This is a genomic window from Chryseomicrobium sp. FSL W7-1435 (assembly GCF_038595005.1).
Lineage (GTDB): Bacteria > Bacillota > Bacilli > Bacillales_A > Planococcaceae > Chryseomicrobium.
Genome location: NZ_CP151997.1, coordinates 1,131,950 through 1,153,942, shown reverse-complemented (window position 1 = coordinate 1,153,942; position 21,993 = coordinate 1,131,950). Strand labels below are relative to the sequence as shown.

The window sequence follows — 21,993 nt, the reverse complement described above, 5'->3', positions numbered from 1 at the left end:
TTTTTAGTTGTATTTGTCATCCGTGATATAGGAAAAGGCTTTTTCAAACTGCCCTTTGTCTTTATAGTAGTTGACTAGCATGTCGGAGAAAATGATTTCAAAGTTTCTTTCACTCGGCTGAGACTTAGTGTAGGGAATAACAACTTGTTCTAAATATTCGTAGGCCCCATCATACTCATCCAGAAGAAGTTTCAAATAGTACTCAGCATATAAGCTATAATTTTTAAATGATAGACGCTCAGAAACATCATACAGACGATTAAAAGTTCGAGAAGCATCCTCTTTTTTATCCATCTCCATTTCCGTTAAACCTAAATTTAAAAGCGCGCTTGCGAAATGAACATCTTCTTTTTCATAGTGGTTAACTGCCATATTAAAATAGGCTATTGATAATGAGAAGTTTTTCATTTTGAAATACAAATCGCCCATATTGTGATAAATATGCGGAAGAAGTTCTTGTTGGTTCAACAATTGAGAATTGCGCAGTAAATGCTCATAGTATTCGATTGCATCTTCATAAATTTTTGCATAGGCACAATTAATAGCTAATGACATTTGAGCGTGCAAAATTCTTCTATAATTATATTGCTGACTTAAATAGTCCAAAGCCTTTTTCCCGTAATAGATGGCTCGGCTAGGTTCCTCTAAATAAGTTTTAATTAAGCTTAAATGATAATAAACTTCACCCTCAAATCCATATAAAGAAGATGTGTTTCTAATAACGTGATCAAGCCTCTTATTTGCTGCTTCATAATCACCTAGGTTTAACTCGTTTAGCCCTTGTAAGTACTCATAAAGTAATTCTTCTAATGGAGTAAAGTACTTTCGTTCTTTTTTTAATTGACTCAGTAAAGACTTTATTCTCCCCTTATCCTTTTTAACTTGAAAGTATCTAATTTTTAACAAAGACGCTAAACGACTGTGATCCGTATAAGGAAGAAAGTTGTCATATGTAGCAACCTCTGAATAAACAAATTCAGCTTTATCGTAATCAGTATAGATGAGGTGTTTCATAAACAATTGCAATAAGTTTTTTATGTGTGAAAGCTTTTGCTCTACCACAAAATTACTGACTCCAATACGTTTAAGAACAGCTTCTAATTCCTTATCGGTCAAATCACGCTCATCGACTAATTTAGAATAAGGAAGAGATAAGGGATCATAGTACAAGTTTTGCTGTTCCAATTCATTTAGGACATATAGTTTATAATTCATTAAAAGACCTTCTTTTTTTTATTATTATTCTTAATAATAGTAGAAAAAAGTCTCGGACACAAAGCAATATTTACCATTTTTCAATTTAAATAGGCTAAATTAAAAGCGAGAGGAACAAGTCCCCTCGCTTTTAGTGTAAGAAATCATCCGATTGGCGGTAAGATTGGAATAGTTGGTGGTTTCGAAGATCCTAATGGAGAAAAGAATTCCGGCGCCGCTAGAACAGATACATCATTTGAAAGACTAAAAACTAATGCAAATGCAAATAATGTCCCAATAAAAACACGTTTTTTCATAAGTATACTCTCCTTTAATTTATAAATTCTAATGCCTTATCGTATTGACCTTTTTCCTTATAATAATCAGATAAGAGCTGGGCGAAGTGATGGTGAGATTCTTTTAGTTCTAAATGTTTCTTAGTATATGGTAAGATTTTGTTTTCAAGAAACTCCATAGCTTGTATTTCATTCCCGTTAATATATAAGGAATAAAATTTAGAAAATAATTGATAATGTAACATCTTAGATTTTGATGCTATGGTATTTAATTCTTTAAAGCTATCTTCACTTTTTTCTTTCTCATTCATTTGATTTTCAGAAATCGCCTTATTGTAAAGACAAAGCATATACAATTCCGAGTTATTCGGTAAATACTCCATAGCCATCTCAAAATATCCGCAAGATTTACCATGCTCATCCATTGTGTAATAGAGGTCACCCATATTGTGATAAATTCTAGGTAATAATGATTCCATTTTTAAAATGCGAGTGTTGCGAATAAGATGCTTGTAAATTTCCTCTGCTTCATTGAACATATTTGCTCGAGAATAGTTAACAGCTAATAACATTTGCGTATTAACTATTCGAATAAAGTTAAAATCTTCTTTAAACTGTTGCAATGCATTTTTTCCGTAATAGATTGACGCTCCATATTCTCCTAAAGATGATTTCACCAATGAAAAGTTGTAGCTAAGTTCACCAATATACTCAGAACTTAAAAAACTATTTTCAATTAATTGTCCTAATTGAGCATCAGCCTCTTCCATATTCCCCCTTATCATTAAAACTAATGCACTAATGTATTTATGTAAATACACTTCTTGTTGGGAAAAATTAGATTTATGGGCATTCAACCACTTTAGTTGTTTTTCTACTTTTTCTATATTATTAATGAGCAATAAATAACGAGTTTTATATAATTCGAATAAATAAAGATATTCGGTAAAAGGAATTAATTCTTCTTTTAGTAAAAGTCTATTGTAGATTCCATTAGCCTCATCTGTTTCAAGATAATACATCTGATCGGCAAATTGTTTAATTAAATTTTTAATCTCTTCCTCCAGCTTTTCCACATCTTGAAGGTCAATGCTTAGGCGCTCTAGGAGTAAGCGAATTGTTTCTTCATTCGCTTCTTTGCTATTATTCTCAATCTTACTCAAATGAGGAACGGAACAAATACCATCTGCAAGCGTTTGCTGGGTCAGCCCCTGCTTCGTGCGATGGAATTTTATTAGGGATCCAATCTTCATTTTACCTCTACCTCCTCTCGGCTCTCTTTCATTTTAGAACAAATTTTCGGAATTAACAAAACAAATAATGGAATGTATAGACAGGGAATAAGTAGAAAATGTTGGGAAAAGAGAACGAGTATTCTCGTTTAATTTTTCCCAATAAACAAAATATTCTGTCCATGGTATAGTCAGTTTAGTAACACCCACAACAATTTATCTTTGCAAAGGTGACTTGAAACTTTTACCGCATGTTAAAAGTTTCCGTGAGTAATGAGTGGCAGGCGCATCCATTTTGTTTCTCACAACCGTATAAGAGTTAGACCAAGCAGTTGAGAGTTGTGTTCGCTTAAAGATGATCGTGTTCCATTTGAAACTCGTTCTCTACATAAGGTGGTTGGACACCTGAACGAGTTCCTCTGAACATATTCTTCTTATTTAAGAAACATAGCAATCGCAAAATCAGACAATGGTGGAGGAGAAGAAATTTATGAAAATGAACAAAGCAAGAGCAATCGTGATGAGTGGATTATTAGCATTATCTATGGCAGGTTCAGTGACTGGGGTCTCAGCAGCAGAAGTCAATGCGAACGCAAATGTCGGTGACAAGGTTCGAGTTTTAATTGAGGCTTCGTCTTCTTCGCCTTCAGGTGTTTCAACGATGAGTCAATCAAAATCTCAGCTGAACTCAGCAAAAGCTACTTACGGTAAACGTTGGGAGTTTTCAAACGGAAACGCCTTTACAACCGACATGACAGAGAAACAATTTACGGCACTTCAAAAGAATAAAAACTTAAAAGTGACGAAAGTAGATGAAGTTTCAGTAGCTGCCGATCTTCGCGCTGCTAAGAAGCCAGGCACTGTAGGAGCATTAGCTGAATACCCAACACAACAAGTGCCTTGGGGAATTAAAGCGATCTATAACAACAGTGGATTAACTACTACTACTGGAGGAGCTGGCATTAACGTTGCTGTCCTTGATACTGGTGTAAATGTGAACCACTTAGACTTAGTAAATACTGTTGAGCAATGTAAAGACTTCACAACTTCTGCTGGTCTTACAAATGGTCAATGTAACGATGCTAATGGACATGGTACACACGTAGCAGGTTCTGCCCTTGCAGATGGTGGTAGCGATGGAGCTGGTGTTTATGGTGTAGCACCTGATTCTGATCTTTGGGCTTACAAAGTATTAGGTGATGATGGTTCTGGTTACTCAGATGATATCGCAGCAGCCATTCGTCATGCAGCTGACCAAGCTACTGCAACAGGCACAAAAACTGTTATCAACATGTCTTTAGGTTCTTCAGCAAACAACAGCTTGATCTCAAGTGCTGTTGACTATGCTTATGGCAAAGGTGTCCTAGTCGTTGCAGCAGCTGGTAACTCTGGCTTCCGTGCAGGTACAATCGGTTACCCTGGGGCTCTAAGAAATGCAATTGCTGTAGCAGCTCTTGAAAACCGCTTAGAAAATGGTACACTTCGCGTTGCTGATTTCTCTTCTCGTGGCTATACGGCTACTGATGGGGATTATGTAATTGGTGTTGGTGACATTGAAATTTCAGCTCCAGGTGCAGCAATTTACTCAACTTGGAACAATGGTGGCTACAATACAATCAGTGGTACATCAATGGCTTCACCACACGTAGCAGGTCTAGCTGCAAAAGTTTGGGCTCAAAATCCAACTTGGACAGCGGCTACATTACGTACAAACCTTCAAAATCGTGCAAAAGCAAATGATATCTTGGGTGGCCGTGGAGCGGCAGTCGGCGATGACTACGCTTCAGGTTTCGGATTTGCTCGCGTTCAATAACTAAAAGTAAGACCCTGTCAACTTCGACAGGGTCTTTTCTTATTTATGTAAGGAGTGATAGCCAACAACGCTAAACAGACGACCACGTTGCTTCTCTAAACTGTTGAGAGAGGCTTGTACAAGTATACTTTCTTCTGTAGGGAATGTAACGCGAGTGATCGTTTCAGACTGTTTGTCGAATGACATTCTATGGTTAAACAGCCAGATGCAATCTAATTGTTGTGGTGAACATGTGGGGAATGCAGCTACATTTGGTGCAGCGATTAAAACAGGCACTTTTTTGTTGAATTGTCGATTGCTTAGGACACGTGTCGCCTCCTCCCTCCCTCTATAGGAAGCTCCATTTCTAACACAGAGTTCTTCCATTACTTCCACAGGCTTTAATTTCGAATAAACCACACCATCTTTTGTAAAGATAACAGACTTAAAAGGTTGCATATACCAACCAGCTACTGCAAAAATTGCTCTACTTTCGACTTGCCAAAGATTCAGTTGTTCCTTTAATCCCATTTATTTGACTCCTCTATAGTTCGAATATCCCTAGTATACCGTTCCATAATTAGCCAGTAAATACCTTTATCTGAATTTTCCTCATTTTATGAAAGTTTCATTTTACTAGATTTCTGTTTTGTCACACAAACGTATAGGTTTCTACTGACAAAGATTCTAATCACTGATTGGTGCTGATTTTTAGTAGGCAGTAATCTTAGTATTACCTAGGAATTACACCGTTTGCGCAACCGATTAAGGACTACCATGATGCATTCATTTGAACAATTACTTGATGCCTATCAACCAATGATTAGCTCTGTTTTACGAAAAACGCACATCTACAAAGATCATGAGATTTTTAGACAAGCTGCTTCAATCGCCCTTTGGAAAGCTTGGCAAAACTTTGACGAATCGAAAGGCTCTTTCGCGGGGTATGCTTACCGCACAATGTATGGAGCAGTTCTTGATGAATTAAAAAAAGTCTCTAAGGATCTACCTATGGAAGACAGCTTTTTTGCCACCTTTCCGTCAGTAGAACAAGAACCTAAAATGGTTCTATTAATTCAGTCCTTACCAGAGGTCTCTCAACAAGTTCTGATGATGAGTTATTACTATGGGTATACTGCAGCTGAAGTTGCTGAAAAGTTAGCACTTTCCGTTCCAGGTGTTAAAAAACGCAAAAAATTAGCTTTACTACGCTTGAAAGAATTGTTAAACGATTAATCATACAATACTGCATAAAAAATACGTGGCAACCACAGGAGTGGTCACCACGTATTTGGGGGTCTTATTTAAATTGAAGTACCATGATTCCTCTACGTAATAATACGTAGCCTTCGTTCTCGAGTTGTTTCAAAATTTGAGAGGCAAAGTAAAGAGTTAGTCCAGCACGTTCCGCAATCTCACTTTTCGATGCTTCGACAACACGTTCTTGATTCATAAGGTCAAATACCGCTTGAATAACTGCTTGCACTCGATTGGGTGCATGGCTTGAAAAGATCATCGATTCTTCCTTTAACGTCTCTAAAAAGCGCTTTTTTAATCCAGATACGTAAAGCTGGTCCATAGGTCTAGTTGCTAAGATTGAATTTGCGTTCACGATGCGTTCCTCCTCGGCTTTGTTCTTAGTTATAAGTATAACAACCGAGTTTTTAAATAGATAGGTCTCTGGGGTTGGGAAAGTTTAAAGTTTCAATTTCAATTCCATCCACCCATTTACCCATTCACCTACTTCATTCAGTCTAGTTTGTGCTTCGGTGGCAGTGTTTTTTTGCACACCAATATAGTACTTTATCTTAGGTTCCGTCCCACTTGGACGTAAACACACCCATGTACCGTCTGAAAGGACAAATTTGAGTACATTTGCTGGTGGCAGCGTTAATTGCTCTTGCTCATCGTGGGACTTTCGGACTTGGGAAAGATAATCTTCGAAGTGAATAACTTGTGATCCGGCCATTTGAGTCAACTGCTCTTTTCTCACACTTTGAAGGGCTTGTTGAATTTGAGCAGCTCCCGACATCCCCTTGATTGTCACTGAAATGAGTTTTTCTTTAAACACGCCGTAGGTTTCATACAACGCATCTAAAGCCTCCATCAATGTCATGGATTGTGCATGGTAGTATGCTGCCATTTCAGTTAATAACACCACTAATTGAATGGCATCTTTATCTCGAGCAAACGGTTTTGCCAAATACCCATAACTCTCTTCATAGCCAAATAGGAATTTGTAGGAAGAGTCGTGTTCAATCTCTCTGATTTTTTCACCAATAAATTTAAAGCCAGTTAACACATCTTCTGTAGTAACTCCAAAACTTTTAGCAATCATTCGTCCCATTTCGGAAGTCACAATCGTTTTGTAGACGATACCGTTTGTAGGAAGTGTCCCCTGTTGCTGGTGTTGGGAAAGAATGAAATGCAGGACAAGCGCACCTGTTTCATTCCCATTTAACAGTTGGTAGGATGAACCTGTCCAAACCGCTAATCCTACACGGTCACCATCTGGATCAACAGCGATTAAAAGGTCTGTTTGTTGCGCAATTCCCTGCTCGATAGCCAGTGCAAATGCACTTTCATCTTCCGGATTTGCAGAAGTAAGCGTAGAAAACTCAGAATCTGGTTCCATCTGAGCCTCGACAAAACTAAAGTGAGGAATGGCAAGCTTATCTTGCAAAGCCCTCACAGTACTCCCTGAAGCACCGTGCAGCGGAGTGAAAATAGTTTTTAAAGTTGTTTTTTGTAAACTCTCTAAATCAAAAACAACAGAGGCCACTTGTTGTTGATAAGCCTCATCTAACGTTTGCCCTATATATTGAATAGAGGCATCACGGAATGACTCAGAAAAGCTGAGCGATGAAATAGTCTCAGGTGCTGCCACTTGTTGAATAGCTGCAACTACTCGTTCCGCATCTTCAAGATTTAATTGTGCACCGTCCTCCCCATATACTTTCAATCCATTGTATTCAGGGGGGTTATGGCTAGCTGTGATCATCATCCCCATAAAACAGTTCAATTGGCGAATCGAAAACGACAATTGTGGGGTTGTGCGTGGTTGTTCGTATAAGTAAACTTGAATTCCATTGCTACCTAATACAGAGGCTACTTCTTGTGAAAACTCTTTAGACATACGACGATTATCAAAAGCAATAACAAACCCACGACTCTTTGCTTCTTCTCCCTGAGAAGAGATATAGTTGGCAATCCCGTGTGCTGCCCGACGAACTGTAGCTACATTCAATCGATTGGTACCAGCCCCTAAAACTCCACGCATGCCACCCGTTCCAAATGCCAAGTCCTGATAAAACGCATCTTCTATCTGTTCTTTCGTCATTTCTCGTAATTCTTTCTTCATTGCCTCGTCAATAGATGAAGAGGCTAACCAAGATTCATAGTGAACGCTCATTGTTTGTTCTCCTCTTGCTTCGTAATTGTCTCAAGACAAATTCGAATTGCAGCCACTAAGTCTGCATGAGACCAACTCGGCATGCGCCCATGTTCAATGGCCAGCTCGTGCGACGCAGGGATGTGGATGAAACCACTCTTCATGTGAGGGGCAGTTTCTTCAGCATATTTACGTCCGACATACATAATGTTGTTACACAAATAGGTACCTGCTGTATTTGAAATTTCTGCGGGGTACCCTGCTGCATTTAGCGCGTCTACAAACTCACGAACCGGTAAAGTCGAAAAATAAGCCTCTCTTCCGTCGGGATCAATCCATTCATCTTGCGGTTTATGCCCTTCGTTATCTGCATCACCATCTTTAATATTAATAGCTATGCGTTCAGGTGTAATTTTAGAGCGTCCCCCTGCCAGACCAAGAGAGATATGAATATCTGGTTTCACTTTATCTAGCAGAACAAGCAATTCCTTTTCAGAATGGTTAAAATCGACTGGCAGAATATGACCTTCGATTTGAAAATTATTTATTTCAGAATTATGCAACTCTTTCACGATTTGCATCGTCGGATTGAGTGAAAAGGTTAAAAATGGTTCAAAGCCTGTAAGTAGTAGTTTCTTCATCAAATTCCTCCTAAACTTATCCTAGTTAAGTATACAGGAAATTAGGAAAAAAACAGATAGGTAGCAGTCAATTTTTAGCAGTATACTACAAGTAGGAGGTGGGGAAAATGCACGAATGGCAAAAGAAAGTAGAAGAATGGAAAGGTGCAGGTTTACTTGATCAACCAACCGTTGATGCCATTGTTTTTTATGAACAAAAACAGCCTCAAAAAACGAAATTTCCGCTATTACTAACTATTGGACTTATCTTCTTGACGCTAGCTGTTTTTAGTTTTATTGCGGCCAATTGGAGTGTGATACCTGATGTGTTGAAGACTGGCGCCATCCTAGTGTTTATGTGGATAGCTTATGGGATTGCTAGATACACTGAAAAGAAACAAATTGGTCAGCCTATTATTTTTTACGTAACAGGCTATTTGTTCTTTTTAGCAGCCGTCTTAGTTACTCTTCAAACATTTCATTTCTCGGTCTTTAACTCGGTGTTACCGTGGTTAGCTTACTTAGCAGCACTTGCCCATATTTATTTACTCAAACATCCTGTATTTTCATTAGCGAGTTTCATTGCAGGCGCTATGCTACTGGCGACGTTTTTACCTGATCTCGGTTGGTTAGAATGGAGTGCATTTGTAGCGGTCACTTTAACTCATTTTTATTTTACAAAACGTCCAGAAGCAACAGCATTCAGCTTCATTCACCTATTTGGTGCAGGCTTGTTACTGTGGGTACTGGTCGAGTACGAAAGTGCACTATGGCCAATTTGGACCCTCTTCGCTCTCACTGGATTGATTTTTGTTTCGAAAGAAAAGGCAGTAATTTTAAAACCACTCATTCAGATTTTTGCTGGATTGACTGGAATCGGCTATTTAATTGCACGGGCTGAAACAAATTTATCAATAGTCCATTTAAGTTGGCTGGAGGCTTCACTACTTCTAGCTGTTGCCATAGGTTTAGCAGTGCTGTTCTTTAAATCACATCGGGATGTCTTATGGATCAGTGCCTTAGGTAGCATAGGATTTTTGCTCTTCGACGAAACCGCAATCGGCTTAACTCTATTAGCTGAAATTATTGGATTTGGCTACCTAATCGTGGCGCAAAGAGAAGGTCGTTCACTTCGTGGGGGCTTTATATTCTTTATTCTGATCCAATTTGTCATTTACTTTATTTACGCTTGGCAACGACTTGATATGGCGTTATTCTTCCTAATTGGAGCTATCCTGCTCTTTGTACTAGCAGGCATAGGTTGGTGGTTAAATCGTCGGAAGGAAGGTGCGGCGACATGACTAAATGGTTACTTCCCATCGTACAAACTGTAGTTGTAGTTGCCATTCTCCTCAGCTATTATGCAACATCTTGGTTTGGTGAACAGTTCACTCTGCGCGCAGAGCCTTTTGATCCTTGGGACCCCTTCTATGGGGAGTATGTATTGCTTCAATACCCCGATCTCAATGAAGCCGCAGAAGCAAGTAATTTCCCGGATGGTTCAACCGTCTATTTTTCACTTGAACAGCAAGCAGATGGCTTTGCTACAATCGGTCGAATAGGTACTGAAGATTTTATCGGTGCTCTTCACGGAACGGTATGGGACGGTCGATTGACTGTTGAAAACTTAGAACAATTTTATGTTGAACAAGGGCAAGGGCTAGCTCTTGAAGAAGCGATCGATTTGCAGGCAACTATTCATGTAAGTCCTTGGGGAACATTTCGTGCGGTTGATTTAAGCGTCCGAGAAGAATAAAATTACTTTGCCAATGAAACGATACTCAATTAAAAAACCAGTATTTTTCTCTGAAGTTCACTCAGAAAAATACTGGTTTATTTTAATCAAACTTAAGGTATCTTAGAAAGTAATTTCTTGCGGTTTTTCGCCGCCCTTGTTCATTAAGCGCGCAGATTCAGGTGTCACTTTTAGTATGACGAGGTTTGGGTCATGAGATCCATCAAACCAAGCTTTCATACGATCGTTCCATACCTTTTCTTTCAAGCTTTCATCTTCAGAAATTGATACACGTCCCAAAATTTCAAGATAGGCATCTCCAAAGCCCTCTCCTTCATAGCCAATTAAAATATGCGCGTAAGGATTAGACTCTAACTCATCCACTTTTTCAGACCCTTTGTTCGTTGGTGTATATAAAGTAAATTCCTCATTGAAAAATGTCATGTAACGGCTATGAGGTTTCCCTTCATTGACCGTGGCCATTGTACCTAATCGGCTTTCTTCTAATATACGAAGTGCAGTTTGTTTAGCATCCATCTTAAAACACGCTCCTTGTCTGTCGAATTAGTATAAGTATTCCCTCGTCGACTAGCTTTAAACGTTTTGATCAGTAAGCTGTAAACATTTGCACCCAGTATGTTCCGTAATCTCCTCCACCTTCAGTAAAACCAAAACCAATATGAGTGAACATAGGATTTACGATATTTTCATAATGTCCCGGGCTGTTCATCCATCCCTCATGAACCTCTTCAACAGTCAGTTGACCAGCCGCAATATTTTCTCCTGAAGCCATCCACTCTACACCGAACTCCGTCAACATTTCACTTGGTCCCCCATAAGTAGGAGAAACATGATCAAAGTAATTACTAGTCAGTAGATCTTGCGCTTTTAGCTGTGCCACTTTGGCAACATGAGGATCATAAAGTAGTGCATCAACTCCTACTTCAGCTCTTGCCTCGTTGACTTTATCTAAAAGGGATTGTTCATATGTGGTTAAATCTACCGGTTCCACTGAATTTGGTAATACAATGCGTACCTTTTCTGTGGGAGAAATTTCAAACTCAATTGGAGCTACGACACATCCAGCTAAGCTAATTATAAAAATAACTAAAAGTAATAAGGAAACTAGACGTTTTTTCAGCATGTAATCACTTCTCCTCAACTTGAAAATTCCCCTTGACTCTAGTTATAAAAATGAGTAATCTAATAATGTGTTAACCAAATAAATTAAATAGGTTAACTCATTTTACATAAAGGTGGATGACATTTATGAGAAACGAACAGTTAAAAATGATGATTGTTAGTGCCCTTTTTGCCGCTATTATTGCGGTGTTTGCTCAAATCACTATCCCTCTTCCCTTTTCACCAGTTCCCATCACTGGCCAAACATTGGCTATTGGTCTAGCAGCTACCATTCTAGGAAGCCGCTATGGAACACTTTCAGTTGCCATTTATTTATTACTTGGTGCAGTCGGAGTTCCTGTCTTTGCCGGGATGAGTAGTGGCCTAGCATCTCTAGTAGGACCAACTGGCGGTTATTTGATCGGTTTCTTACCGACAGCCTATTTGATTGGCCTTTATTTAGAAAAGACTAGCTTTACTGTAAAACAAGCCATCGTTGCAAACATACTCGGTATGATAGTTACATTGGCATTTGGTACAGTTTGGTTAAAAATAGCTCTTGAATTGTCCTGGACTGCTGCGATTGCTGGTGGTGTAACACCATTTATTCCACTAGGCATTGTGAAAGCTGTACTAGCTGCCATGGGTGGAATCGCTGTCAGAAAACGCCTTCAAAGCGCTCGTCTTTTACAAGTTGCTACAAATTAATCGTTTGATACGCTCGGAGACAAATGTTTCCGAGTTTTTTTGTGAAGTATAAACAGACAGGCCATAGCTAGAGCAGCACCGCTACTATCCAGTAGTACGTCAGACAATTGACCTCCACGTCCATCAACAAATAGTTGGTGCAGTTCATCCGTACAGGCGTAAAGAGTAGCTAGCAACCAAGCAATACTGTATTTTTTAACTGAATCCTTGCTGTATGGAAGTACGAACCAAAAGATAATTGCTAACCCGAAGTAGGCCAAAAAATGAGTGGATTTTCTTAATAAATGATTGAATTGATTGCTATGAGTGCTCGGATCTACAAAAGGGATAACTTCTAATAGAACTCTTGTAAGTTGAGAGCTTAAAGCATTGGAATTCATAGCCGGTTGATGGGATAGATAAAAAATAACTCCCATAAAAACTACGGCTATACCCCACCAGATTTTAGTATTCACTTCTTTCCCCTAACTTTCCTCGTTTTGCTTTTTCGCTGCTTTCTTTTCCCTTTTATCGTCTAGAAACGCAAGGAAATTCATATAACTGAACAAGAAAGCAAGAAAAACGGTAACATTTCGAGCAGTTTCCCCTGCTGATTGCAGAACATCCATGCGGTCAAGTTCTTCGTTACTTTTCCCATTGTATCCCATTTCTATAGCAGTATACAGAATTACAGCTGATAAAAATACACTTGCTCCACCAATGAGCACGGAAATCAACAAAAATAGGAGTCCTTCTGGTAACTGGGAACGCACTTTTTTAGCTGTAAAAAATCCTACAGCCAGTAACAGTAAAGGCACCGTTATAAAGATAAATAGAAAAGGAAGTGTAAGTGAAGAAGCAGCAAGTAAGCCTATTAAAATAAATAAAGATAGTTTCGTTCGTTTAGAAATAGTCATACAATCGGTCCATTCTGTCGTTTAGTTGTGTAATTAGATTCTACTCTTAGTATAAACATCAAAAACTTACATTCAAGTATTCATTCTATGGCATAATAGAAGTAGACAGTCTTTAAGGGGTGAGGGTATGCGAATTAAAGAGATATTTGAAGAATTAGGTAGTGATTTTCTTTCTTTATTGATTCAAACCTTTAACCAAATCGACGATCTAGTGTTTGTGATGAGCTACAACGGAAAAGACTATGAGTACGTCTATGCCAATCAAGCAGCAAAGGACACTGTCAACCTGCCCTCTACACTTCGCCATGTATCATTAAAGAGTATTGTGTCAGAAGATGCATATGGCAACCTACGAGCCCACTATGACAAAGCCCGTACTACTTTAGAAAAAGTGCGGTATGTAGCTCCCATCGAGCACCGTGGAAAACAAATTATCGGAGAGAGTCTTTTAACTCCTATCTATATGGAAAAACACAATCTTCATTTTATTTTAGCTATCGTCCGTGATATTACAGATCATGAACAAGCTTTGCGTGATTTACAAGCCGCACAGAAACAACTGGACGATGAACGACTACGCTTAGAATCTCTTATAGAATATAATAACGAAGCCATCTTTCAAGTAGATAATGAGGGGCTTATCGTGAAATGTAATCCCGAGGCAAAAGAATTTTTGAACTCCACTTCAAGTGAAATTCAAAATACTTTGTTAGCCGAATGGTTTCAAGAAACATTTTTTACGGAGTGGTTCTCAGATTCCCATTTCCCCCAGCAAAGTGCGCGTCATGAACTTTGGGTAACTCGAAAAAATACCAGTGATAGACAATATATTAAACTTAAATTTATTCCTATTTATGTAGAAAATAATCAACAAGGCTGGTATGCGCTACTAAGTGATGCAACGATTGAGACCAACCTCCAAAATGAGTTGCAGCGCATGGCATTTATTGACCATTTATCAGGTCTTCCAAACAGACGAGCCTTTGATGATAAATTGGATTATCTACTTCAACAGACGGTCGGAACGACTGAACGTTTGGCAGTATTTCTATTAGATGGCTACAAATTTAAATCAATTAACGATACCTATGGACATGACGCTGGTGATGCTGTGATTAAAGAGGCAGCTTCTCGTATTCAAAGAGTTCTTCGAGACAACGATTTAGTCGCACGTTTTGGCGGGGACGAATTCGCTGTGCTTGTACCTCAGATAAAAAGTAATGAAGTGATTCATGAAGTAGCGAATCGTATATTGGCAGAATTTAAACAGCCCTTTATCTACAAAAATAAAGAAATTCAAATTAAACTTGGCATCGGCGCCTCCGCATTCCCTGGAACGGCACTTAACAAAAATCAACTTTTAAAAGAAGCTGACCATGCACTCTATGAAATTAAAGAAAAATCCGGTGTTGGTTTTCAACTATTTACAAAATAAAAACTGTCGGCCTTCTTCCCAAAAGAAGTTTGCCGACAGTTTTTTATTTATTTCGAATGAACACTTCATATGCATAAAGCAACGCTGTGATTGTATGCAATGCCCAACCGACAACAGGAATCCAGGCTAGTACACTTGTAATCATCCCCATAATAGAAGCTAATTTTGCACCATTGTTTTTAAGTGCCAAAATGAACACAATTAAATGGATGAAGAAAGCGACAGTCAAGGCCTGCCATCCAGTAGAAACTACAATTGCTCCACCTAACAGAGGAACCGCTAGAATAACTTGATATAGTAAAGCTACTATTTTTACAACACGTAAATTACTCATATTTTTCCGCTCCTTTTTAAAGAGATAGCTATTCTACGAATGACTTACGAAAAAGTTTCATTTTCCAACGTTTAGCGTCATTAACTCAGGCAAGTTTTTAAATAGATTTAACTGATAATCAAATTCTTCTGGCTGACCAAAACCATACGAAGCGTAGATAAATGGGATGTTTGCATATCTTGCGGCGTCTAGATCCCCTTGCGTGTCTCCCACATATACTGCCTCTTTTAGATTGTTTCTTTCCATGACAAGCTGAATATTTTTTCCTTTCGATAAACCTGTGCGACCAGGATTCTCAAAGTCTTCAAAATACTTTTCAAGTCCATGAGCTGCGTAAAACGCCTCAATGTATCCATCCTCACAATTAGAGACGATAAATAAACGATACTTTTCCGAGAGCGTTTGTAGGGTCTGCTCTACTCCCTCAAACAAGGTCCCGCCCACTTGTCTAATAAGTTGTTGATCAACTGTTGCGCATGCATCCATTAACTCTTTGCGTCGTTCAAGTGAGGCATCTGGAAATAACCTCTCAGCAATTACGGGAATTTGCAATCCCATCAAGTTTCCAATATCGTCTTTCGTAAACCCAGGGTGCCCTGTAATTTCACCTTGTATCGCCTGCGTCCATGCATCTGCAATGGTTTGTCGTGAATCCCACAATGTACCGTCTAAATCAAATATAATGCTATCCATTAGCTTCCTCCCGGCTGCTTTTCTTTAGCTAGTTTTCTATTTCGTTTCATTGATTTTGTAATATAGCCGCCCTTAAAGTTTCTTGGTTCATAGGAAACGATAAATGCATTTGGCTCATGATGACTAACAATGCGTATAAATTCCTGCTCACGGTCACGACGAGCTGTACAATCTAAACGATAGCGCCGTGCCTCATTCATACCCTCTACTTCAGAAGTAGAAACACTGAACCCTTCACTTCTCAAACGGTCAATCATTTCTTCATTTTTGTTCATTACATTTACTTCTAACGACACGAAACCTATTGCTAGGCGCTGTTCTAAAATCTGACCTAAATAGATTCCAATACCGAAACCTAATGCATACGACACCATATTCATATAATTAGAAAGATCACTGAAAACTATACCCAGTGCTACTACATAGATTATCCCTTCTACAATACCAAAACTGGCTGCCTTAGCCTTCATGCCTTTTACCATCATAATTGTTCTTAATGTCAAAATGGGCACATAGATCAGTTGGGCAATGAAGATAATAAGAGCATCGATCAATTCATCACTTCCTTTTTACTAGTTTGCTTTGTCTAGTCTATCAGTAGAATCATAAACGACGCAAGAACTTCAAATCATACTCTTAACTAGGATAATATTCCTTGATTTGCGAAAATACGTTTAACCGATTACTAGATGTGGAATTGTAAGAATGGCAGCACAGTATTTCGCATTTCAAAACATTTAAGGAGGCAATTCATTTATGGAAAATCGTTATTACAAAACGTTTGACAATGAGCAAGACCTTCAAACTGAAATGGACAGACTACGTGCAGAGGGATATACAGATGAAGACATGTACATCATGTCTAAACGTGACGACAAAGTAGGAATTTATCGGGGTCACAATGAACATGAAGGACATGAAAAAGAAGGACTGTGGGAGAAATTCAAGGAGTTTGTCACAGGTGATGATGAGACAAATGAGCATTTCAATCGGATGAGTTTTGAAGAGAGTGAACGAAAACAGTATTATGATGATGTATCAGGCGGCAAGCATTTACTTTATGCAGACCGTGAATACGGTCGTAGACCAATCTAATAAGGTGACAATGCTGCCATTATCGCCTGAACACAAAAAAGAGAGTGCTGGTTGGACAGCGCTCTCTTTTTCTATGCCAGACAATGGTTGGCAATTAGTAGTACGTTTTACTAATTAAAAAGTTTCACTTCTCATGAAAGAAAATTATCTTTAGTTAGCTCCAAATACCATATCTGCCCACTGAGGGTTATCAATGAACGGATTACGATTTTCTTGCGCTTCAAAGATGCGGTTATTTCTTTCAATTTCAGTAGCATCTACTGGATCAAGTTCGTGCCACTCAAGTAAGACAGATAGTTTACCGTGGTAAGGAGCCGATCCATTGTTTACTTTTTCATTAAGTTCTAAATCCACTCGATCTGTCTCATCATAACGTGTAGCCATGTAAAATAACATACGAGCTACATCGCCTTTAACGCGGTTTGGCGGCTCAAATGAATCGCTATCACGTTTGCAATCAGGGCAGTTTGTAACTGCATTTCCACCCCAATCAAAATCTAAATTGCCTCGTGAGCTATTCACTTGAACATCTGTTGGACGTAAGTGATGAATATCCGTACCTGGACCATTGCTTGTCCCAAAATTTCCATGGGATTTCGCCCATACGTGCTCACGATTCCAATCTCCTACGTTCCCACCATTTAAAGATTTCGAACGTGAAACTCCTGAGTAAAAGAGTGACACATTATTAGTGTTGTTTGGGTCCTCATCTGTGTATTTCAATGCTTCCCAAACTTGTGAATAGGAAAGGACGATCTGCTCGTCAATAATATCGTGAAGCGCGTCTTTCAGCGCTTCACCTGATAAATTTTCAAGACCTGTGTAGTAACCGTCAGCTGTATTATAATCTGTTGGTTCTGTTGGTTCTGTTGGTTCTGTTGGTTCTACTGGCTCTTCAGCTGGAGGTTCCATTGTAGAGACAAAGGTAATGTTTGATTCTTTTGCAACTTTCACATACGTAAATTTCTGTACGTTTTGTGCATTGCGAATCTCCATTTTGTGTCGACTTAAGACAATAACTTCTTTAATTTCTGCACCTTCAAAATCATATACTGCGCCAGGCTTAGCAGGATTTAGTGAAACAGTTTTGTCTGCCAACCCTGAACCTGTCAATCCAGCAACTTGCGAGAGAATGTTGATACCGAATCTTGTCACCACATTATCTTTTACTGTTACATGGACACTGTTTTGTGTGATGTTGATTTTACTTAATTTTTGATTTTCATACGTCACATAGCTTGAGTATGTGATTGGCGTAACTGGTGGTACCGGTGGTACAACTTCTTTCGTGAAATCTACTTGAATCAATACTGGATCATGATCTGATGCACGACCATGCTCTTCCATTTTATTGGCGTTGATATGAAGAATATCAACTACAGTCTTTTCAAGAAGATTTTTTGTTACTAAAATGTGATCTAAAACTTGGTTATTTCCTTGGTAGTAATACGTAAAGCGATCTTCAACTGGAACTTGTTCAATCATGTTAGCTAGAATATCACCTTTTAAAGCTGTAATAGCAGGTGTGAACTCGAAATCATTCATATCCCCTGCAACTACCACATTTAAATTAGGATCTTTCTCTAAACCACGTTGAATGAATTCGTTGATCATTGTTGCTAATTCAATACGCTCTGGTTCTGAGCCAAGGACTGGTGGTTGGTTCTTTCCGAATAAACCTTGGTCGCCACCTTTAGAATTTAAGTGAGCCGTGATGACAACTACTTTTTCACCATTGAACATAAATTCTGCTGCAAGAGGCTTGCGAGTATTTGGTTGTGGTAAGTCTAAAATGCGACCTGGATTCAATGTAAGTGAACCTGAGTTCGTCCACTGTGTAGCTTGAGTAGATGTACCTTTAGTACCCGCTACTAAGTCAACACGAGTCGGATTATACAAGTAACCTACACGAATATTACCGCCTGGTTGTCCACCGTCTTTGTTATACTCTGGTGCGATATCTGTGTAAGCATATTCCGGTCCACCAGCTGCTTTAATTGCTGCAATTAGACGCTCATAAGATTGAGATGCGTCAGAGCTGCCAGAATCAGTTGATCCGTCGTTATCTTGTACTTCAACAAGACCAATGATGTCAGGTGATTTCATCTTATCTACAAATGATTTTGCGATGCGCTCAACTTTTTCGTCAGATGTTTCTGCACTATTCGCTGAGAAGTTTTCTACATTGTATGTGGCAACCGTTAACTTTTGCTCCGCTGCCGTGATTGCAGTTGTCTCATCTGGATGAGTACCTTCGATAAGTTCAGGTAACTGCTCTACTGCTGTAAATACTTTATAGTTCCCGAAACCATAACCAACGACTCCAACTGGAGCTGTCGCAAATCGGTCACCAGATTTTGCTACATACGCTTCATTATCAATATCGAAAATGACGCGCTCTGGATTGTAATCGTCTGCAGAAATGTTAATTCCACCTAATAGGTTAAATGGATTGTTAGTTGCATCTGGGTTTACCACAATCACTTCACCGTATTTCTGTGGTCCAACAATTTGTGCATTTGGGACGGAGATGCGCATACCTTCTAATGATTCCCAGAAGTCAATTCCGTCTTCATCTGGATCAAATGAAGTAAGGTTATCATTGTCAATATTTTTCGTTGGAGGAATACGATCTTCTCCAATTTTAATTGGTTCTGGAAGAGCTGCCGTACCAGTTTTCACTACTGTAGAGTTTCCAATACGAGTAATTGGTAAATCTGTTTGGCGATTATCTGAGTACCCTTCATAGAAATGCTCTTGTACAGTACCATTAACTGTAACTACATCCCCTACTGAGAAACTACTTTGTGCACTTGGTAGATTTACAGCTAAACCTTCAGCAGTCGCTGGATTGTCATCAGGCGTCAAAGTCTGAATAAAGAAGTTAGCCGAATTATAGAAGTGTGTAATGACCCCTGTAACTCCAGAAACACCTGCACCTGTGTATGGCGAGTAGTGATCTTCTCCTTGAATCTCTACAATTGTTACGTTTTCAGTCTTTAAAACTGTGAATTTAAATGAGAATACTTCTGAAGTTTCAGTTGCTGTCACCGCGATTGCTTTAATTGTTGTTGACTCATCAAGAACAATTGGTGACTCATATACTGCACTTGCAGTTGTTGGTGTTGTCCCATCAAGCGTGTAATAAATCGTAGCATCTTCCCACTCAGTTAGAAGTTCAATCGCTTGTCCTTCATTTACTGTACCTGGGAATACATTTGTAAAGACAGCTGGTTTTACAGATAACTCAAAGCTTTCAGCTCCAACTGTTTTGAACTGGAAAGTCCCATTAAAGATACCTGCAAAGCCGTAGATATCAAGAACGTCGCCTTCTTTAAATTGGCGCATGAAATCTTCGTACGTATAGCCGTTACGATTATCATTTCGGACAAGAACAGAAGAACCATCTTCCGTTGTAGCCGTTAATTCGATTGTGCCAAAACCTGCATCACGAATTGCAGAAATAGTTGCATCTTCTATAAGAAGTCGCTCACCTTGTGTCTCTGCATTGACACCTGCAGCGTTCACTACTTGAATTTCTGGTAGTGCATTATTCGTGTCTATTTTCGTAATTACTGGGTTTGTGATTTGAATATCGCCCGCGTAAATGCCAAGAGTTCCTTGAATTTGGATACGGTCGCCTTGCTTAACCCCTGTATCGCTGCTCACAAACACATAAATACCTGCTGTTTCATCCTGAATATAGAAACCGTTGTTACCGAATTTTTGAATATCCGTTGTAACGATTGCTTCTGTGATGACAGTCGATCCTTGTGCAGCTGCACGAACTTCTGCAACCGTACTGACTGCTACGATAGAATAGTCAAATGTTTTCACTTCACTTGATTCTAGGCCATCTTTTACAGCGATTGCTTTAATAGTAGTCGCTTGTGAAATTTCAATTGGTGTTGTGTAACGTGTGCTTGTTACTGATGGCGTAGAACCATCTGTCGTGTAGTAAATAATTGCGTCAGCAGTTGCTGTAGCAAGTGTTACTTCGGTTCCAGCTGTCACAGCACCAGGTGCAGGTGAAACTGTTACATCAGCCACTTTAGTTTCTGCTGGTGGAGGCGTTGTTTCGCCACCTTCCATAAGATGTGAACCAAGGTATTCAACTGTGTCAATCGGGAATGAGTTCCATTCCACTGAAGGATCATATGCGTTTGATGCATCTGTATCCCCACCCGTGATAGAAGCTTTACGCACAAGTGTCTGGTTCAATGTGGATACGTCATTTGCTTTCCACTCTGTACCAGGATCTGTTCCTACTTGACCGATTGAATCGATGATGACGTCATTTTTCTTTAATACTACTGCGTCATCTCCATTGAAGAAGGTTGTCGTAGAAGCAACATCACCTACAGCTTTGATAGCATCATTTGATGATGCATTATATAGAACGAAAACATCACCATTTTCAAGTGTTCCTGAAAGAGTTTCTGAATTTTGTACTGTTGTACCACCATTTGAGTATAGCTCGACAACATAACCCGTTAAATCAACTGCTTGGCCAGTGCCATTGTAAATTTCTAATGCTTTATTGTTTGCACTACCTTCAATATATTCCGAGAAGAATAAATCGTCAGCTACAACCACTTCTTCTTCCTCTGCTACTAATGTATAAGCAGATGCGCTACGAAGTCCCGGAACGCTAAAGTAAGCACCAAGTGTACCTGTAATTTGAACTTTTGTTTGGAATAAAGTTGGGTTATCTACTAAATTCAATCCTGCCCGGACTGCTCCTGATGGTAATTGTACCGGAAGAATTTTTGTTGTATCTGTTTCTGTAGGAGAATCAGCAATACCTACATTTGTTGCTCCTGTGAACGGAGGCTCTTGATCGTAGTTTGTGCCTGAAACGGCCACTCCGACTAGATAACCTTCCACTGTGGCTGCCCCTACATTATTGGCGATTGCATCGGCAACTGTAATAGGCGTGTTTTGTACTACTGCTGTAGTTGTACCAGTCAGCATACCGGTTTTGGAAATTGTACGATCTCCTAATGTCATCGTAGTACTTTTCGTTGATAGGAATTCGCCTTTTGCTTGTGCCGGTATGTATGGCATTACTAATGAGACAACCAGGACAAGTGCGATAAAACTCTTACTCCAAGCACGTTTGAACAAATTCAATATGTTCATCCTTTCCATCTTTAGTATCATGCTAGTATATTATATCTGAAAATTGTAAAGAAAGCGTCTATTTTTTGAAATCGGTTACATTTTTGCTTGAATTTCTCGTAGAAACTTTGCTGTATAGGTCAAGTTCACTAGACCAATTCTATTTTTAAACCAAATTAATTTTAAGAAGACAATGATTTTCTACTTCTCAAACTACTAGTTTGAGTACCATATTATTATTCTATTTATTCAAAAAATAAGTATTTCTACTATTCTGTGATATGATACGCTCATGAAAAACAAATGTATTTCTAAGGAGGACTAACTGC

At 39.0% G+C, this 21,993-nt stretch carries 22 protein-coding genes; 7 read left to right on the top strand and 15 right to left on the bottom strand.

Annotated elements, in window-relative coordinates; all coding sequences use genetic code 11:
* Positions 1–3 precede the first annotated feature (3 nt).
* The 3 genes from MKY84_RS05840 to MKY84_RS05830 all read right to left on the bottom strand — a co-directional run bounded on the left by MKY84_RS05840 (position 4) and on the right by MKY84_RS05830 (position 2,743).
* A complete protein-coding gene (locus MKY84_RS05840) occupies positions 4–1,215 on the bottom strand; it encodes a tetratricopeptide repeat protein (protein ID WP_342528438.1) in 1,212 nt (403 codons plus the stop codon).
* Positions 1,216–1,358: 143 nt separating this feature from the next.
* A complete protein-coding gene (locus MKY84_RS05835; protein WP_342528437.1) occupies positions 1,359–1,511 on the bottom strand; it encodes a hypothetical protein in 153 nt (50 codons plus the stop codon).
* 14 nt (positions 1,512–1,525) lie between these two features.
* Positions 1,526–2,743, bottom strand: coding sequence for a helix-turn-helix transcriptional regulator (locus tag MKY84_RS05830; protein WP_342528436.1), 1,218 nt, complete (start codon positions 2,741–2,743; stop codon positions 1,526–1,528).
* Positions 2,744–3,218: 475 nt separating this feature from the next.
* Here MKY84_RS05830 and MKY84_RS05825 point away from each other — a divergent pair, with 475 nt between their 5' ends.
* On the top strand, positions 3,219–4,535 hold the full coding sequence (locus MKY84_RS05825; RefSeq protein WP_342528855.1) for a S8 family serine peptidase: 1,317 nt from the start codon (positions 3,219–3,221) through the stop codon (positions 4,533–4,535).
* A gap of 39 nt (positions 4,536–4,574) precedes the next feature.
* Here the strand turns inward: MKY84_RS05825 and MKY84_RS05820 are convergent, their stop codons facing one another.
* Positions 4,575–5,045: a competence protein ComK gene (locus MKY84_RS05820; protein WP_342528435.1), complete on the bottom strand. Its 471-nt coding sequence runs from the start codon at positions 5,043–5,045 to the stop codon at positions 4,575–4,577.
* Between the two features lie 249 nt (positions 5,046–5,294).
* Between MKY84_RS05820 and MKY84_RS05815 the strand changes: the two genes are divergently transcribed.
* Positions 5,295–5,750, top strand: a complete 456-nt coding sequence (locus MKY84_RS05815; protein ID WP_342528434.1) for a sigma-70 family RNA polymerase sigma factor — start codon at positions 5,295–5,297, stop codon at positions 5,748–5,750.
* A gap of 64 nt (positions 5,751–5,814) precedes the next feature.
* On the opposite strand, the gene MKY84_RS05810 is transcribed toward MKY84_RS05815, so the two are convergent.
* The 3 genes from MKY84_RS05810 to pcp all read right to left on the bottom strand — a co-directional run bounded on the left by MKY84_RS05810 (position 5,815) and on the right by pcp (position 8,546).
* Positions 5,815–6,126, bottom strand: a complete 312-nt coding sequence (locus MKY84_RS05810; protein ID WP_342528432.1) for a hypothetical protein — start codon at positions 6,124–6,126, stop codon at positions 5,815–5,817.
* A gap of 84 nt (positions 6,127–6,210) precedes the next feature.
* Positions 6,211–7,926 (bottom strand): phospho-sugar mutase, encoded by a 1,716-nt coding sequence (locus MKY84_RS05805; protein ID WP_342528431.1) that lies wholly within the window; start codon positions 7,924–7,926, stop codon positions 6,211–6,213.
* Complete coding sequence (gene pcp, locus MKY84_RS05800; protein WP_342528430.1) at positions 7,923–8,546, bottom strand: pyroglutamyl-peptidase I; 624 nt, start codon at positions 8,544–8,546, stop codon at positions 7,923–7,925. The genes MKY84_RS05805 and pcp overlap by 4 nt, the downstream gene beginning before the upstream one ends.
* Before the next feature lie 107 nt (positions 8,547–8,653).
* Between pcp and MKY84_RS05795 the strand changes: the two genes are divergently transcribed.
* Together MKY84_RS05795 and MKY84_RS05790 are read left to right on the top strand one after the other, a co-directional pair.
* Positions 8,654–9,826, top strand: a complete 1,173-nt coding sequence (locus tag MKY84_RS05795; protein ID WP_342528428.1) for a DUF2157 domain-containing protein — start codon at positions 8,654–8,656, stop codon at positions 9,824–9,826.
* On the top strand, positions 9,823–10,281 hold the full coding sequence (locus MKY84_RS05790) for a GDYXXLXY domain-containing protein (RefSeq protein WP_342528427.1): 459 nt from the start codon (positions 9,823–9,825) through the stop codon (positions 10,279–10,281). Before MKY84_RS05795 ends, MKY84_RS05790 begins: the two co-directional genes overlap by 4 nt.
* Before the next feature lie 102 nt (positions 10,282–10,383).
* Here the strand turns inward: MKY84_RS05790 and MKY84_RS05785 are convergent, their stop codons facing one another.
* Both MKY84_RS05785 and MKY84_RS05780 read right to left on the bottom strand, forming a co-directional pair.
* Positions 10,384–10,797 carry a pyridoxamine 5'-phosphate oxidase family protein gene (locus MKY84_RS05785; RefSeq protein ID WP_342528425.1) on the bottom strand — a complete coding sequence of 138 codons (414 nt, stop codon included), beginning with the start codon at positions 10,795–10,797 and terminating at the stop codon, positions 10,384–10,386.
* A gap of 70 nt (positions 10,798–10,867) precedes the next feature.
* The gene (locus MKY84_RS05780) at positions 10,868–11,404 is read right to left on the bottom strand and encodes a CAP domain-containing protein (protein WP_342528423.1); all 537 of its coding nucleotides are present in this window, start codon (positions 11,402–11,404) and stop codon (positions 10,868–10,870) included.
* A 125-nt stretch (positions 11,405–11,529) separates the two neighbouring features.
* Between MKY84_RS05780 and MKY84_RS05775 the strand changes: the two genes are divergently transcribed.
* Entirely contained in the window at positions 11,530–12,090 is a 561-nt protein-coding gene (locus MKY84_RS05775; RefSeq protein WP_342528422.1) for a biotin transporter BioY, read from the top strand.
* Here the strand turns inward: MKY84_RS05775 and MKY84_RS05770 are convergent.
* Positions 12,087–12,545: a VanZ family protein gene (locus MKY84_RS05770; protein WP_342528421.1), complete on the bottom strand. Its 459-nt coding sequence runs from the start codon at positions 12,543–12,545 to the stop codon at positions 12,087–12,089. The two genes, MKY84_RS05775 and MKY84_RS05770, sit on opposite strands and share 4 nt — an antisense overlap.
* A gap of 9 nt (positions 12,546–12,554) precedes the next feature.
* On the bottom strand, positions 12,555–12,986 hold the full coding sequence (locus tag MKY84_RS05765; protein ID WP_342528420.1) for a hypothetical protein: 432 nt from the start codon (positions 12,984–12,986) through the stop codon (positions 12,555–12,557).
* A gap of 127 nt (positions 12,987–13,113) precedes the next feature.
* Here MKY84_RS05765 and MKY84_RS05760 point away from each other — a divergent pair, with 127 nt between their 5' ends.
* Positions 13,114–14,421, top strand: a complete 1,308-nt coding sequence (locus tag MKY84_RS05760; protein WP_342528418.1) for a sensor domain-containing diguanylate cyclase — start codon at positions 13,114–13,116, stop codon at positions 14,419–14,421.
* A 43-nt stretch (positions 14,422–14,464) separates the two neighbouring features.
* Here MKY84_RS05760 and MKY84_RS05755 read toward each other — a convergent pair whose 3' ends face one another.
* Genes MKY84_RS05755 through MKY84_RS05745 form a run of 3 tightly spaced genes read right to left on the bottom strand, consistent with a single transcriptional unit; the run spans position 14,465 to position 16,002 of the window.
* Complete coding sequence (locus tag MKY84_RS05755; RefSeq protein WP_342528416.1) at positions 14,465–14,755, bottom strand: hypothetical protein; 291 nt, start codon at positions 14,753–14,755, stop codon at positions 14,465–14,467.
* A 57-nt stretch (positions 14,756–14,812) separates the two neighbouring features.
* Positions 14,813–15,448, bottom strand: coding sequence for an HAD family hydrolase (locus MKY84_RS05750; RefSeq protein WP_342528415.1), 636 nt, complete (start codon positions 15,446–15,448; stop codon positions 14,813–14,815).
* Complete coding sequence (locus MKY84_RS05745) at positions 15,448–16,002, bottom strand: DUF2179 domain-containing protein (RefSeq protein ID WP_342528413.1); 555 nt, start codon at positions 16,000–16,002, stop codon at positions 15,448–15,450. Before MKY84_RS05745 ends, MKY84_RS05750 begins: the two co-directional genes overlap by 1 nt.
* A gap of 202 nt (positions 16,003–16,204) precedes the next feature.
* On the opposite strand from MKY84_RS05745, the gene MKY84_RS05740 reads away from it, so the two are divergent.
* Entirely contained in the window at positions 16,205–16,543 is a 339-nt protein-coding gene (locus MKY84_RS05740) for a general stress protein (RefSeq protein ID WP_342528411.1), read from the top strand.
* A gap of 150 nt (positions 16,544–16,693) precedes the next feature.
* Here the strand turns inward: MKY84_RS05740 and MKY84_RS05735 are convergent, their stop codons facing one another.
* The gene (locus tag MKY84_RS05735; RefSeq protein WP_342528409.1) at positions 16,694–21,685 is read right to left on the bottom strand and encodes an endonuclease; all 4,992 of its coding nucleotides are present in this window, start codon (positions 21,683–21,685) and stop codon (positions 16,694–16,696) included.
* Positions 21,686–21,993 lie beyond the last annotated feature (308 nt).